The organism is Modestobacter versicolor (assembly GCF_014195485.1).
Lineage (GTDB): Bacteria > Actinomycetota > Actinomycetes > Mycobacteriales > Geodermatophilaceae > Modestobacter > Modestobacter versicolor.
On the sequence record NZ_JACIBU010000001.1, the window covers coordinates 4,039,238 to 4,054,085 of the forward strand.

At 74.8% G+C, this 14,848-nt stretch carries 11 protein-coding genes; 7 read left to right on the forward strand and 4 right to left on the reverse strand.

Annotation, left to right across the window (positions count from 1 at the left end; genetic code table 11):
- Positions 1 to 70: 70 nt before the first annotated feature.
- The 3 genes from FHX36_RS19790 to FHX36_RS19800 all read left to right on the forward strand — a co-directional run bounded on the left by FHX36_RS19790 (position 71) and on the right by FHX36_RS19800 (position 4,937).
- Complete coding sequence (locus tag FHX36_RS19790; protein ID WP_183514052.1) at positions 71 to 2,989, forward strand: zinc-dependent metalloprotease family protein; 2,919 nt, start codon at positions 71 to 73, stop codon at positions 2,987 to 2,989.
- 917 nt (positions 2,990 to 3,906) lie between these two features.
- Positions 3,907 to 4,296 carry a hypothetical protein gene (locus tag FHX36_RS19795; protein WP_183514054.1) on the forward strand — a complete coding sequence of 130 codons (390 nt, stop codon included), beginning with the start codon at positions 3,907 to 3,909 and terminating at the stop codon, positions 4,294 to 4,296.
- On the forward strand, positions 4,293 to 4,937 hold the full coding sequence (locus tag FHX36_RS19800; protein ID WP_110550466.1) for a hypothetical protein: 645 nt from the start codon (positions 4,293 to 4,295) through the stop codon (positions 4,935 to 4,937). The genes FHX36_RS19795 and FHX36_RS19800 overlap by 4 nt, the downstream gene beginning before the upstream one ends.
- A 19-nt stretch (positions 4,938 to 4,956) precedes the next feature.
- On the opposite strand, the gene FHX36_RS19805 is transcribed toward FHX36_RS19800, so the two are convergent.
- From FHX36_RS19805 to FHX36_RS19820, 4 genes are read right to left on the reverse strand one after another with little or no spacing between them, the layout of a single operon-like run.
- The gene (locus FHX36_RS19805) at positions 4,957 to 6,714 is read right to left on the reverse strand and encodes an acetyl/propionyl/methylcrotonyl-CoA carboxylase subunit alpha (protein WP_110550468.1); all 1,758 of its coding nucleotides are present in this window, start codon (positions 6,712 to 6,714) and stop codon (positions 4,957 to 4,959) included.
- Between the two features lie 38 nt (positions 6,715 to 6,752).
- Entirely contained in the window at positions 6,753 to 7,355 is a 603-nt protein-coding gene (locus FHX36_RS19810) for a Maf family protein (RefSeq protein ID WP_110550470.1), read from the reverse strand.
- A complete protein-coding gene (locus FHX36_RS19815; RefSeq protein ID WP_110550472.1) occupies positions 7,352 to 7,558 on the reverse strand; it encodes an acyl-CoA carboxylase subunit epsilon in 207 nt (68 codons plus the stop codon). The genes FHX36_RS19810 and FHX36_RS19815 overlap by 4 nt, the downstream gene beginning before the upstream one ends.
- A complete protein-coding gene (locus FHX36_RS19820; protein ID WP_110550474.1) occupies positions 7,555 to 9,183 on the reverse strand; it encodes an acyl-CoA carboxylase subunit beta in 1,629 nt (542 codons plus the stop codon). The genes FHX36_RS19815 and FHX36_RS19820 overlap by 4 nt, the downstream gene beginning before the upstream one ends.
- Positions 9,184 to 9,203: 20 nt before the next feature.
- Here FHX36_RS19820 and FHX36_RS19825 point away from each other — a divergent pair, with 20 nt between their 5' ends.
- From FHX36_RS19825 to FHX36_RS24055, 4 genes are all read left to right on the forward strand, one after another.
- Positions 9,204 to 10,043 carry a biotin--[acetyl-CoA-carboxylase] ligase gene (locus FHX36_RS19825; protein WP_110550476.1) on the forward strand — a complete coding sequence of 280 codons (840 nt, stop codon included), beginning with the start codon at positions 9,204 to 9,206 and terminating at the stop codon, positions 10,041 to 10,043.
- Between the two features lie 31 nt (positions 10,044 to 10,074).
- Positions 10,075 to 10,638 (forward strand): PH domain-containing protein, encoded by a 564-nt coding sequence (locus tag FHX36_RS19830; protein ID WP_110550479.1) that lies wholly within the window; start codon positions 10,075 to 10,077, stop codon positions 10,636 to 10,638.
- Positions 10,639 to 10,729: 91 nt separating this feature from the next.
- Positions 10,730 to 11,878, forward strand: coding sequence for an exonuclease SbcCD subunit D (locus FHX36_RS19835; protein ID WP_110550481.1), 1,149 nt, complete (start codon positions 10,730 to 10,732; stop codon positions 11,876 to 11,878).
- Entirely contained in the window at positions 11,875 to 14,835 is a 2,961-nt protein-coding gene (locus FHX36_RS24055) for an AAA family ATPase (RefSeq protein ID WP_110550483.1), read from the forward strand. Before FHX36_RS19835 ends, FHX36_RS24055 begins: the two co-directional genes overlap by 4 nt.
- The last annotated feature ends 13 nt before the right edge of the window (positions 14,836 to 14,848 follow it).

A 14,848-nucleotide genomic window follows, 5' to 3' on the forward strand; every position in this document is an offset into this window, starting at 1 on the left:
CCGGTCGCTCAAGTTCCGGCACCGGGACGTCGATGCTGACCCAGGTCCCCCCTCGGTCAGGAGTTCTTCCTTGCACGTCGACAACCGGCCGCGCCGCCGCCTCATCGGGCTCGTTGCCACCGCCGTCGTGCTGACCGGGGTCCTCGCGACCGGTCCGGTCGCCGCCCGCGCCGAGCAGACGCCGGCGCCGACGACCGCGAGCGCCGAGCCCACGACACCGGCTCCGACCGAGGCCCCGGCGCCCACCGAGGCCCCGGCGCCCACCGAGGCCCCGGCGCCCACCGAGGCCCCGGCGCCCACCGAGGCCCCGGCGCCGGCCGTGATCCCGACGCCGTCCACCGCGCCCGCGACGGAGGACGCCCCGGAGGCACCGGCCGAGGCCGGTGACACGGTCGTCGGTGAGCTGGTGCAGGCCTACGCCGACCCGGCGCCGGCCGACGAGGACGGCCACGAGGACGGGCACGGGGACGGGCACGAGGACGGGCACGGGGACGGGCACGAGGACGGGCACGACGACGGCCACGACGACACGCTGCTCAGCTGGGTGGAGACCGCCGCGGGTGACACGGTGCGGGTCGTCACCGAGGACGTCGCCGAGCTGCCCGCCGGTGCCACCGTCGAGGTCACCGTCGGCGAGACCGTGCCCGACCAGGCCGCGGCCGAGGGGCAGGAGCCCGCCCGCGAGGTGCTGGCCGCCGACGTCCTGGCCGGCCCGGCCCCCGACGAGCCGACGACCGCGCAGACCGTGGCCCCGGTCAACCACCCGGTCACCGTGGTGATGCTCCAGCCGGCCAACGCCGCGCGGGACTCCACCACGCTGGCCCAGGTCGTCTCGGCGGTCAACGGGCCGGTCGGTGACTTCTGGGAGCAGCAGAGCGGCGGTGCCGTCCGGGTCGGGGTCACCGCGGCCGTCGACTGGTTCCAGGGGACGTCGACCTGCGCCAATCCCACCGCGCTGTGGACCGAGGCGGCGGCCCGGGCGGGCTGGACCTACGCCGCGGGCCGGCACCTGCTCGTCTACGTCCCGTCCGGCGCCACCGGCTGCTCCTACGGGCTGGGCGAGGTGCGCCAGGACATGAACTCCGGTGGCCGGATCTACGTCCGGGCGACCGCCACCTCCGTGATCGCCCACGAGCTCGGGCACAACTTCGGTCTCAACCACTCCTCGGAGCTGCAGTGCGACCGCGCGGTCGAGGGGCCGCTCGGCAGCGCCTGCCAGATCAGCGCGTACCAGGACTACTACGACCTGATGGGCGTCTCCTGGAGCCAGGTCGGCACCCTGTCGGCGCTCCAGCAGGCCCAGCTCGGCGTGCTGCCGGCCGCCCAGCGCGTCGAGGTCACCCCGGACACCCTGGCCGCCGACCACCTGCTGTCGCCGTTGGGCGGCAGCAGCGGGACGCGGGCGGTCAAGCTGACCACGGCCGGCGGCGTCGTCTACTGGCTGGAGTACCGGACGGCCGTCGGCCGCGACTCCTGGCTGGGCACGTCCGGCAACGTGGTGGGCCTGGACCAGGGGGTGGTGCTCCGCCGCGCCAACCCGGGTCAGCCCGACTCCTCCCTGCTGCTGGACCCGACGCCGTCCGCGCGGGCCTCCTGGGGCGGCGACGTCCGCACCGTGATCACGCCCGGCAGCCCCCTGGTGCTCGCAGACGGCGCCTTCACGGTGACCGTGACGTCCCAGTCCGCCGGTGGGGCGGTGGTCCGGGTCGTGCCCGGGCGTGCGCCGGTCGGCTCGCTGGACACCGCGGTGCTCTCCGGGGTCACGTACTCGATGTCGGGCTGGGCGCTGGACCCGGACGCCCCGTCGGTGAGCGTGCCGGTACACGTCTACGTCGACGGCCGGGGCGTCGCGCTGACCGCCGACCTGGCCCGTGACGACGTCGCGGTCGCCCGCCCGGGCGCGGGTGCCCTGCACGGGTGGTCCTTCAGCACCGTCCTCCCGGAGGGCGGTCACACCATCTGCGCCTTCGCCATCGACGTGGCCCACGGGCCCGGTAACAGCACGCTTGGTTGCCGGGTGGTCACGGTGGCGACACGGCTGCCGCGTGCCTCCCTGGACGCCGTCTCGGTCTCCGGCTCGGACATCACCGTGCAGGGCTGGGCGATGGACCCTGACCTGCCCACCACGTCGGGGCGGGTGCACGTCTACGTCGACGGCCGGGCAACCGTGGTCGTCGCGGCCGGCGACCGTCCCGACGTCGCAGCGGCCTTCCCGGGTGCGGGAGCGGCGCACGGGTTCTCCTCCTCGGCCACGGTCGCACCGGGCGTCCACTCGGTGTGCGTCTATGCCATCGACGCCGACACCCCGACCCGCAACACCCCGCTGGGCTGCCGTTCGGTCGCCGTCCACTTCGCCCTGCCGGTTGCCAACTGGGAGGTGCTCTCGGCCTCCGGTCCAGCGTTGACGGTGCGCGGCTGGGCGGTGGACCCCGACGACCTCACCGCACCGGTCGCCGTGCACGTGTACGTGGACGGCCGGGGGACGGCGGCCACGGCGGACGGCGACCGTCCCGACGTCGCTGCGGTCCTCCCGGGAGCGGGACCGGCGCACGGGTTCAGCGCCACGGTCCAGGTGTCGCCGGGCCCGCACGTCGTCTGCACATACGCGATCGACAGGGACCTCGGGTCGCGCAACGCACCGTTGGGGTGCCGGTCCATCAGCACCCAGGTGGCCCTCCCGCTCGGCAGTGCGGACCAGGTCACGGCGCGGGGCACGACGGTCTCGGTGACCGGGTGGGCGCTGGACCCCGACACCCCGACGACGCCGAGCACCGTGCACCTCTACGTCGACGGGGTGGGCGCGGCGGTCACCTCCGAGCTGTCCCGGCCGGACGTCGCGGCTGCCTTCCCCGGCGTCGGGGACGCGCACGGTTTCGCCTTCAGCACGCAGGTGGGCGCTGGGACGCACACCGTCTGCAGCTACGCGATCGACGACCTGCCGGCGCGCAACACGCCCCTCGGCTGCCGCACCGTCACGACCGGCCCGTAGCCCGGCCGGGCCGCACGGGCTTCGGGGCGTCGAAGCCTCCGCTGCGGCCGCTCGGTGTGTGCGTCCGCCGTGGACGGACCGATCCCAGGACGCGGCTGAGCCGTCCCGCAGTCGGAGCCGGCCGGTGGACGGCGGGTGAGCGGTGAGTGACTGGTCGGTCCGGTGTGGGCGTGGAGTGACGGCGAGCCGGTCCTGTCAGGTCCTCGCGTGCCAGCATCCCGGCGTGTCGCCCGAGTCCCGGTGGTGCGGCCACCCGCACGCCCTCCTGCGCGGCGTCGTCCTGGTCCTGCTCACCGGCTGCCTCGCCCTCGCCGCGGGCGCGCTCCCGGCGAAGGCGGCCGCACCACCGGTCGGCAATTGGGAGGCGCTGTCGGCGACGGGGTCGACCCTGTCCATCGCGGGCTGGACCACGGACCCGGACCAGCCGCACGCGGCCGTCGCGGTGCACGTCTACGTGGACGGTCGGGGCGCGGCCCTGGTCGCCGACCGTGATCGGCCGGACGTCGCGGCGGCCTTCCCCGGTGCCGGTCCCGCGCACGGCTTCACCTGGTCCGGGGAGGTGCCGGTGGGCCGGCACACCGTGTGCGTCCACGCCATCGACCCGGCCACGCCGTCGACGTACACGCCACTCGGCTGCCGGTCGATCGTCACGGCGGGCACGCAGCCCGTGGGCAACTGGGAGGAGACGACACCGAACGGCACGCGCGCCGAGCTACGCGGCTGGGCACTCGACCTGGACCAGCCCACGGTGGACACCGCGGTGCACGTCTACGCGGACGGGCGATTCGCGGGCACCGGGGAGCCGACGTCGCGGCCCGACGTCGGGGCCCGACGTCGGGGCCGCGTATCCGGGGACGGGCTCCCAGCACGGCTGGACGGCGAGCGTGTTCCTCCTCCCGGGGTCCCGCAGCGTCTGCGTGTACGTCATCGACGTCGACGACCCGTCCCGGAACACCCCGCTGGGCTGCCGCACGGTCACCACGCAGATGGCGCTCCCGCTGGCCAGCTGGGACGAGACCCGGGTGCAGATGCCCCACACCACGATCTCCGGTTGGGCCTTCGACCCCGACCGGCCGGGGGAGGCAGTGCAGGTTCACGTCTACCTCGACACGGGGACCGCCGCTCTGTGGACCGGCGACCTCCGGCCTGACGTGCACGCCGCTCACCCAGCCGCCGGGGACTCCGCGGGCTGGAGCCTGACGGCGTACCTCGAGTCCGGGCTCCACCGGGCCTGCGTCTGGTCATCGACGCGGACGACTCGCGGCGGAACACCCCACTGGGCTGCCGGGACATCAAGGTGGGGATGACGTCACCGACCGCGGCCTGGGAGCACGTGCAGGTGCAAGGGGCACGGCTGCTCCTCACCGGCTGGGCGTTCGACGCCGACTCCCCGGGCACGACCACCCGCCCGCTCGTGTCCGTGGACGGCGAGACGTGGGGGAGCGCCGAGCAGCTGGCGCGGGCCGACGTCGCCGCCGCGTTCCCGGTCGCAGGCCCGTCGGCCGGCTGGTCGTTCGAGCGCTCCGTCGCCCCGGGTCGGCACCGGGTGTGCGTCACCGTTCCCGACGTCGGTCGAGCACCCGGCGCCGACCTGGGCTGCCGTGACGTCGTCACCAGCCGCGCGCTGCCGATCGGGAACGTCGACGTCCGCACCGCCGCCTCGGGGGTCATCACCCTGTCCGGCTGGGCCCTAGACCCTGATGACCCGACGGCCTCGATCGAGGTGACGGCGTACGACGCCTACAACCGCACCGACCGGCGGGTCACGGCGGACGAGGACCGCCCTGACATCGCCGTCACCTTTCCCGGTGCCGGTCCAGCGCACGGCTGGTCCATGGAGCTCCCGCAGGGATCGAGCGGCGGGGGTTGGACCGTCTGCGCCACTGCGGACACGGGGTGGGGCACCCGGAGCCTGGGCTGCGGCTTCGTTCCCGACACCCACCCTTGATCCGCCCGGCGGTCGGCCCTCAGCCGGCGGCGTCGGAGATGGTGCACAGGACGGCCCCGCTGGTCACGCTCGCGCCGACCTCGGCGGTCAGGCCGGACACGGTGCCGGCCTTGTGGGCGGTGATGGGCTGCTCCATCTTCATGGCCTCGAGCACCACGACCAGGTCGCCGGCGGCCACGGTCGCGCCGTCGGAGACGGCCACCTTGACGATGGTGCCCTGCATCGGCGCGGTCAGCGAGTCGCCGGAGGCGGCCGAGCCGCCGTGACCGCCGCCGCGCTTGCGCGGCTTGGCGCCGGCAGCGGCCGGTGCGGGGCCACCCGCGGCCAGCCCGGCCGGCAGCGAGACCTCCAGCCGGCGCCCGCCGACCTCGACGACGACGGTCTGCCGCGGCTCGGCGTCGGCGGTCTCCGCAGCCGGTCCGTACGGCGGGACCTGGTTGTCCCACTCGGTCTCGATCCACCGGGTGTGCACGGTGAACGGCTCGCTGGTGAACGCGGGGTCGCTCACCACGGCGCGGTGGAACGGGACGACGGTGGGCATGCCCTCGACGACCAGCTCGGCCAGCGCGCGGCGGGCCCGCTGAAGGGCCTCGGTGCGGGTGGCGCCGGTGACGATCAGCTTGGCCAGCATCGAGTCGAACGCGCCTGCGACCTCGCCGCCGGTCTCGACGCCGGAGTCCCAGCGCACGCCGGGGCCCTGCGGGACCTCCAGCCGGGTCACCGGGCCGGGCGCGGGCATGAAGTTCCGCCCGGCGTCCTCGGCGTTGATCCGGAACTCGATGCTGTGCCCGCGCGGGGCGGGGTCCTCGGTGATCTCCAGCGGCAGGCCCTCGGCGATGCGGAACTGCTGGCGCACCAGGTCGATGCCGGAGGTCTCCTCGCTGACCGGGTGCTCGACCTGCAGCCGGGTGTTGACCTCCAGGAAGGAGATCGAGCCGTCGGCCCCCACCAGGTACTCGACGGTGCCGGCGCCGTGGTAGCCGGCCTCGGCGCAGATCGCCTTGGCCGAGGAGTGGATCCGCTCGCGCTGCTCCTCGGTGAGGAACGGCGCTGGCGCCTCCTCGACCAGCTTCTGGTTGCGCCGCTGCAGCGAGCAGTCCCGGGTGCCGACGACGATGACGTTCCCGTGGGTGTCGGCGAGCACCTGGGCCTCGACGTGCCGGGGCTTGTCCAGGAACCGCTCGACGAAGCACTCCCCGCGACCGAAGGCGGAGACCGCCTCCCGGACGGCGGAGTCGAACAGCTCGGGGATCTCCTCGATCGTGCGGGCCACCTTGAGCCCGCGGCCGCCACCGCCGAAGGCGGCCTTGATCGCCACCGGCAGCCCGTGCTCCTGGGCGAAGGCGATGACCTCGTCGGCGTCGGCGACCGGGTCCTTGGTGCCGGGCACCAGCGGGGCGCCGGCCTTGGTGGCGATGTGCCGGGCGGCGACCTTGTCACCGAGGTCGATGATCGCCTGGGGAGAGGGGCCGATCCAGGTCAGCCCGGCGTCGATGACCGCCTGGGCGAAGTCGGCGTTCTCGGACAGGAACCCGTAGCCGGGGTGCACCGCGTCGGCGCCGGACTGCCGGGCGGCGTCCAGGATCTTGTCGACCACCAGGTAGGAGTCGCCGGGGGTGGTGCCGCCGAGGGCGAAGGCCTCGTCGGCGGCGCGCACGTGCAGGGCGTCCCGGTCCGGCTCGGCGTACACGGCGACGCTGGTGAGCCCGGCGTCCCGGCAGGCACGCGCGACGCGCACCGCGATCTCACCGCGGTTGGCGATCAGGACCTTCTGCACGTCAGTTCTCCTTCGACGACACGTTCGGGACGGGGTGCTCAGCGCTGCCAGAGGTCGGTCAGCGCCACCCCGAGCTTGGCGAGCTGGGTGCGCAGCAGCGGCAGCGAGAGGCCGATGACCGCGGAGTGGTCGCCCTCGATCCGGCGGACGAACGGGGCGCCCAGCCCGTCGAGGGTGAAGGCGCCGGCGACCGCCAGCGGCTCACCGGTGCCGAGGTAGGACTCCAGCTCGGCCGGGGTGGGGGTGGCGAAGTGGACGACGGTCGAGGAGACGCCGACGTCCCGCTGGGTCACCGAGCCGCCCTGCACGTCGAGCACGGCCTGACCGGTGTGCAGCACGCCGCTGCGCCCGGCCATCCGCTGCCAGCGCAGCCGGGCGTCGGCGGCGTCCGCCGGCTTGCCCATCGCCTGGCCGCGGAACTCCAGCAGCGAGTCGGCGCCGACCACCAGGGCGTCGGTCTCCTCCTTGGCGACCGCACCCGCCTTGGCGGCGGCCAGCAGCGCGACCAGCTCGGCCACCCGGGGCGCGGTCACCGCGGACTCGTCGACCCCGCTGACCACGACCTCCGGGGTGAGCCCGGCCTGGCGCATCAGCTGCAGCCGGGCGGGGGACTGCGACGCCAGCACCAGCCGGCGGCTCATGCCGGCCGCCCGGCCGCGCGCCAGCCACCGGGGCCCGGCTGCAGCGGGGTGCGGACGACCGGGGAACCCCAGCCGCCCACCGGGGAGGGCCGGCGGCGCGGACGGCGCTGGGACATCGCCGCGACGACGACGGTGAGCGCGGCGAGCTCTTCGGCGGTGGGCTCGCCGCGGACGACGCGGAGGAGCGGCTCGGTCGCCGTCACAGCGGGATGTTCCCGTGCTTCTTGGGCGGCAGCGTCTCCCGCTTGTTGGCCAGCAGCCGCAGCGCCCGCACCACGTGGATGCGGGTGTGCGACGGCGGGATGACCGCGTCCACGTACCCGCGGTCGGCGGCGATGTAGGGGTTGGCCAGGGTGCCCTCGTACTCGGTGATCAGCTCCGCGCGCAGCGCCTCCGGGTCCTCCGCCGCGGCGAGCTCCTTGCGGTAGAGGATGCCGACCGCGCCCTGCGCGCCGATGACGGCGATCTGCGCGGTCGGCCAGGCCAGGTTGACGTCGGCACCGAGGTGCTTGGACCCCATCACGTCGTAGGCGCCGCCGTAGGCCTTGCGGGTGATCACCGTGATCAGCGGGACGGTGGCCTCGGCGTAGGCGTAGATCAGCTTGGCGCCGCGGCGGATGATGCCGTCCCACTCCTGGGAGGTGCCGGGCAGGAAGCCGGGGACGTCGACGAAGGTGAGCACCGGGATGTTGAACGCGTCGCAGGTGCGCACGAACCGAGCGGCCTTCTCGCTGGCGTCGATGTCCAGCGTCCCGGCGAACTGGGTGGGCTGGTTGGCCACGACGCCGACCGGGCGGCCCTCGACCCGGCCGAAACCGGTGAGGATGTTGGGCCCCCACAGCTCCTGCACCTCGAGGAAGTCGCCGTCGTCGAGCACGTGCTCGATGACGGTGTGCATGTCGTAGGGCGTGTTGGGCGAGTCGGGGATGAAGGTGTCGAGCTCGAGGTCGGTCTCGGTGAGCGCCTCGGGCAGCGCGGTGTCGACCGGGGCGACCTCGATCGCCGGCAGCGGGTCCAGGTTGTTGCTGGGCAGGTAGGACAGCAGCGCCTTGACGTAGTCCAGCGCGTCGGCCTCGTCCTCGGCCAGGTAGTGCGCGACGCCGGACTTGGTGTTGTGGGTGCGGGCGCCGCCGAGCTCCTCGAGCGTCACGTCCTCACCGGTCACGGTCTTCACCACGTCGGGGCCGGTGATGAACATCTGGCTGGTCTTGTCGACCATCACGATGAAGTCGGTGAGCGCGGGGGAGTACACGTGCCCGCCGGCCGCGGCCCCCATCACCAGCGAGATCTGCGGGACGACGCCGGAGGCGTGCACGTTGCGCCGGAAGATCTCCGCGTAGAGGCCGAGGGAGACCACGCCCTCCTGGATCCGGGCACCGCCGCCCTCGTTGATCCCGATGACCGGGCAGCCGTTGCGCACCGCCAGGTCGAGCACCTTGACGATCTTCTCGCCGTAGACCTCGCCGAGGCTGCCGCCGAAGACGGTCACGTCCTGGGAGAACACGCACACCGGGCGGCCGTCGACGGTGCCGTACCCGGTGACGACGCCGTCGCCGAAGGGGCGCCGGGCGTCCATCCCGAAGTTCGTGGACCGGTGCCGGGCGAACTCGTCGAGCTCGGTGAACGAGCCCGGGTCCAGCAGCGCCTCGATCCGCTCGCGGGCGGTCATCTTCCCGGCGGCGTGCTGCTTGGCCACCGCGCGCTCGGACCCGGCGTGCGACGCCTCCTCCACCCGCCGCTGGAAGTCGGCCAGCTTGCCGGCGGTCGTGTGCAGGTCGATGTCGGCGGGGACGGGTTCTCCCGCGCTCTCCAGTTCGGCGGCACTCACAGCGCCGTAGCGTAGGTGACGTGCCAGGACCCGACCTCCCCGCGGGCGGAGACGCCGACCGCCCGGCCCTCGACGCCGCCGCCCTGACCGCCTCGCTCACCGCCGGCAGCAGCCTCTGGCGGGCGGTCGAGGCCGTCGAGGCGATCGGGTCGACCAACGCCGAGCTGGTCACCCGGGCGGCCGCCGGCGAGCCCGAGGGGCTGGTCCTGGTCGCCGAGCACCAGCAGGCCGGGCGGGGCCGGCTGGACCGCACCTGGACCTCGCCGCCGCGGGCCGGGGTGACCGTCTCGCTGCTGCTGCGCCCCGACGTCCCCGCTGCCCGCCGCGCCTGGCTGTCGCTGCTCACCGGCGTGGCCCTGGCCGAGTCGGTGTCCGCGGCGGCCGGGGTGCGCACCTCGCTGAAGTGGCCCAACGACCTGCTCGCGCCCGACGGCACCAAGCTCGCCGGGATCCTGGCCGAGAGCTCCGGGTCGGCCGTCGTCGTCGGCGTGGGGCTCAACGTCTCCACCCGCCGCGAGGAGCTGCCGGACACCGGCACCTCCCTCGCGCTGGTGGCGGGGGGTCCGGTCGACCGGACCGAGGTGCTGCTGGCCTTCCTGCGCGCGTTCGAGCGGCGTTACCGGCGCTGGACCGAGGTGCTCGGCGACCCGGTGTCCTCCGGGCTCGCCCAGGACTACCTGGCCTGGTGCAGCACCGTCGGCAGCACCGTCACCGTGACGATGCCCGACGGGTCCACGCTCGACGGCCTCGCCGAGGCGGTCGACTGGGACGGCCGGCTCGTGGTGCGCACCCCCGCCGGGGTGCTCGAGCTCGCCTCCGGCGACGTGCGACACGTGCGGCGCAGCGTCCGGGAGGGATGACTGCGCCTGCGCGGTCGGTCATCCTGTCCGCATGGCGTACCCGGACAAGGTGCTCGGCGAGGACGAGGAGGTCGTCCGCCACCTGCACCCGCACTGGACGACGGTCTTCTGGCCGGTCGTGCTGTTCCTCGTCCTCGTGGGCGCCGCGTCCTTCGGGGCCGCGCTGGTGCCCGACGGCGACCAGCAGGGCCTGTGGCGGCTCGTCGTGGTCGCCGCGGCCGCCGTCCTGGCGCTCGTGCTCGTGGCGGTGCCGCTGCTGCGCTGGCGGACGACGCACTACGTGGTCACCACGCACCGGCTGCTCTTCCGCACCGGCATCCTCGCCCGGCACGGCCGGGACATCGGGCTGTCCCGGATCACCGACGTCTCCTACAAGCAGACGCTGTGGGAGCGGGTCATCAACTCCGGCACCGTGTCGATCGAGACGGCGGGGGAGGGCGGCCCCACGGTGTTCTCCGCCATCCCGGACAGCGACGGCGTGCAGCAGCTGCTCAACCAGCTGGTCGAGGAGGACGCCGACCGGCGGGCGCAGGAGAGCGCGGCCTACCTCGGGGAGTACCACCGCGGCGACGGGCACCCCACCCAGCAGCACTGAGGGGCCGGTGCGGGGGCCGGGCTGACCACCGGACCGGTCCGTCACGGCGCGCCTGGGCGGTTCTGTCAGAGGGCCGACCTAGCTTCGGGGCATGCGCCTGCTCCACACCTCCGACTGGCACATCGGCAGGTCCCTGCACGGCACCGACCTGCTGGCGGAGCAGGAGGCGGTGCTCGGCGGGCTGGCCGAGGTGGTCGCGGCAGAATCGGTCGACGTGGTGCTGGTGGCCGGCGACGTCTACGACCGTGCGGTGCCCTCTGCCGACGCGACCGGAGTGCTCGACCGCGTGCTGATGCGGCTCCGGCGCGCCGGAGCCGAGATCGTCCTCACGCCCGGAAACCACGACTCGGCGCGCCGGCTGGGCTTCGGCGCCGGCCTGATGGCCCGGTCCGGCGTGCACGTGCGGGCGGTCACCCCAGCGCTCGACGAGCCGGTCCTGCTGTCCGACGAGCACGGTGACGTCGCCGTGTACGGCCTGCCCTACCTGGAGCCGGAGATCGCCCGGCACGAGCTGGGCATGGCCGAGGGTCGCAGCCACGAGGCAGTCCTCACCGTGGCGATGGACCGGGTCCGGTCCGACTTGTTCCTCCGGCCGAACAGCCGGTCCGTCGTCCTGGCCCACGCCTTCGTCGGCGGCGGAGTGCCCAGCGACAGCGAGCGCGACATCTGCGTGGGCGGGGTCGACCTGGTGCCGGCCGCGATCTTCGACGGGGTCGACTACGTCGCCCTCGGGCACCTCCACCGCCCGCAGACGCTCAGCGACCGGGTGCGGTACAGCGGTTCGCCGCTGGCCTACTCCTTCGGCGAGGCCGGGCAGCAGAAGCAGGCCTGGCTGGTCGACCTCGACGCCGGCGGCCTCGCCGCGGTCCGGCCGGTCCCGCTGCCCGCGCCCCGGCAGCTCACCCTGCTCCGCGGTGAGCTGGCCGAGCTGCTCGCCGAGCCGGCGCTCGACTCCGTGGTGGAGCACTTCCTGTCCGTCCAGCTCACCGACCCGATCCGGCCGGTCGACCCGATGCGTCAGCTGCAGGGTCGCTTCCCGTACTGCGTCCACCTGGAGTGGGTGGGCAGCGGCGCCCTGGCCGACGGGCGCAGCTACACCGAGCGGCTGTCCGGGCGCAGCGATCTCGAGGTGGCCGACGAGTTCGTGAGCCACGTCCGCGGCCTGGGGGCGACACCCGCCGAGCGCGACCTGCTCGGCCGCGCCCTGGTCGCCGCGGCGCGCGAGGGCGAGGACCGGTGAGGGTCCACCGGCTCGCACTCACCGCCTTCGGGCCGTTCGCCGAGCGGGTGGAGGTCGACCTCGACGATCTCGGCCGGGACGGGCTCTTCCTGCTGTGGGGACCGACGGGTGCGGGCAAGACGACGCTGCTCGACGGCGTCGTGTACGCCCTGTACGGCACCGTGCCGGGCGCCCGCGGTGAGGAGAAGCGGCTACGCAGCGACCACGCGTCGAGCGAGGTGCGCACCCAGGTCGAGTGCGAGGTCACCCTGGGCAGTGAGCGGCTGCTGGTCACCCGTCGTCCGGAGCAGCAGCGGCCCAAGCGGCGCGGCACCGGCTTCACCACCGAGCAGGCCCGGCTGACCGTGCAGCGCTGGGCCGCGGGCAGCTGGGAGCCGGTCAGCACTCGGATCGATGAGGGGTCCGATCACCTGCGCACCCGGCTGGGACTGTCGGCGGAGCAGTTCTGCCAGGTGGTCCTGCTGCCGCAGGGTGACTTCGCGCGCTTCCTGCGGGCCGAGCCGGAGGACCGCAGCCGGCTGCTCCGCACGTTGTTCGACGTCGGCCGGTTCGCCCGGGTGGAGTCCTGGCTCGACGAGCAGCGTCGGGCAGCTCGCACGGAGCTCGACGTGGTGCGCACCAGGGCGAGCACGCTGCTGGCCCGGGTGGCCCAGGTCGCCGACGTGGACGTTCCCGAGGAATTGGCCCCCGAACTCGTGGGCGTCGCTCCGGCCGCTCAGGCGGGGGCGTGGCTGCACCGGGTCCGTACCGAGGTCGCCGAGCGGCTGACCGAACTCGAGAAGGCGGCCACCGCAGCGGCCGACGAGGTCGGCCGGGTCGATGCGGCGCTGGCCGCGGCCCGGGCCGAGGAGCAGCGCCACGCCCGCCGGGACCGGGCCCGCGCCCAGCTGGCGCGGCTGCAGGCCGAGGCCGCGGAGCTGGTGCCGCTGCGCGCCGCTCTGGACGGGAGCACGCGGGCCGAGCCGGTGCGCGACGTGCTGGAGGCCGCCGGGCGCGCGGGCCTGGCGGCCGAGGCCGCCGATCAGCAGCTGGCATCGGTCCGCAGGGCCTGGGCCACGGTGTCGGCAGGGCGCGCGGCCGACACGCTGCTGGCCCGGGCGCTGCGCGACGAGGTGGCCGAGCTGCGCAGGCTGGTCCCCGAGGTCGACCGCGCCGACCAGCTGGCCCGGTCGGTCGCGCGCACCGGCCGGCAGGTCGCGGAGCTGGTCGACCGGTGCGCAGCCGCCGAGGTCGCGGCCACCGGGTGGCCCGACCGGCTGGCTGCGCAGGAGGCGGTCGTCGCGGCTGCCGCTGAGGCCGAGGCCCGGCTCCCTGGCGCGACCGCGACGCTGGAGCGCGCCCGGGCGTCGCTGACCGCCGCCCGAGCGGCGCAGGAGGCGTCGACCCGGGTGGAGCAGCTGCGCTCCGCGAGCAGCGCAGCCCGAGAGGCCTGGCTCGACGCCCGAGAGGCGTGGGGCGACCTGCGCACCCGACGGCTGGACGGGATGGCCGCCGAGCTCGCCGCCGGTCTGGCCGAGGGTGCCGACTGCCCGGTCTGCGGGGCCGTGGAGCACCCGCGGCTCGCCCGGCACGACGGTCCGCTGGTCACCCAGGCGGACGAGGACGCCGCCCGGCTGGTCGTGGAGGAGCGCGAGGGCCGCTCGGTGGCCGCCCAGCGCGCCCTTGAGGAGATCGAGCGGGAGCTGGCCGGGTTGCGCGCCCAGGCGGGTGCCCTGCCGCTCGAGGAGCAGGAGCTGGTGGTCGCCGCGGCGCGCGAAGCAGAGCGCTCGGTGCGCGGGCAGGCCAGCACACTGGGCGCTGCCCGACAGCAGCTGACCGCCCTGGTGGCGGCCCGCGACGATGCGCTCGCCGCCTGGGCGGCCGCCCGTGAGGAGCTGGTGCAGCGCCGCGCCGAGCTGGCGGCGGCAGAGCAGTCGCTGGCCGAGGTCCGGGAGCAGCTGACCGCGGCCCGGGGCGAGGACCCCGACCTCCCCGCGCGCATCCGCCGCCTGACCAGCGAGGCGGAGCGGTGCGAGGCGCTCGTCGACGCCGAGGGGGCCGAGGTCCGGGCGCGCACCGCGGCCGACACCGCCCGCCGGTTCGCCGATGAGCGGGTCGCCGAGGCGGGCTTCCCCGACCTGCTGGCCGCCGCCGACGCCCTGCTGGAGAGCGGCCGGGCCGCCGGGATCCGGCGCCGGGTCACCGAGCACGACCAGCAGTGGTCAGTGGTCACCGCGACGCTCGCCGAGCCGGAGCTGGCCGATCTGGCGCCGCGGCCCGACCTCGCCGCCATCACCGACGCCTGCCGGTCGGCCACCGCGGTCCGCGAGGAGGCGGTCGCCGCCCTCGCCGACGCCCGTCGGTGCACCTCGGCCCTCGACGCTCTCGCCGCCGACCTGACCGCGGTCGAGGTCGAGCTGGACGAGCACCGGGCGACGGCCGAGCAGGTCTCGGCACTGGCCGACCTGGTCAACGGCCGGGGGCAGAACGCCTTGAAGATGCGGCTGCAGTCCTTCGTCCTGGCCGCCCGGTTGGAGCAGGTGGCCGAGGTCGCCAGCCGGCGGCTGCGGGACATGTCCGGTGGCCGCTACACGTTTCTGCACAGCGACGCGCAGGGGCGGCACGGTGCCCGCGGCGGCCTGGGCCTCGACGTCCTGGACGAGTACACCGGACTTCGCCGGCCGACCAAGACGCTGTCCGGTGGGGAGAGCTTCATGGCCTCCCTCGCCCTGGCGCTCGGGCTCGCCGACGTCGTGACCGCGGAGAGCGGCGGCGTCCAGATCGACACGCTCTTCGTCGACGAGGGCTTCGGCACCCTGGACCCACAGTCGCTGGACTCGGTGATGACCGTCCTCGACGAGCTCCGCCGCGGTGGCCGCACGGTGGGGTTGATCAGCCACGTGGAGGAACTGCGCACGCGGATCACCAGCCGGCTCGAGGTGCTCAGCGGCCGGAACGGTTCGCGACTGGCGGCCTGACCGGGGTCGGCGG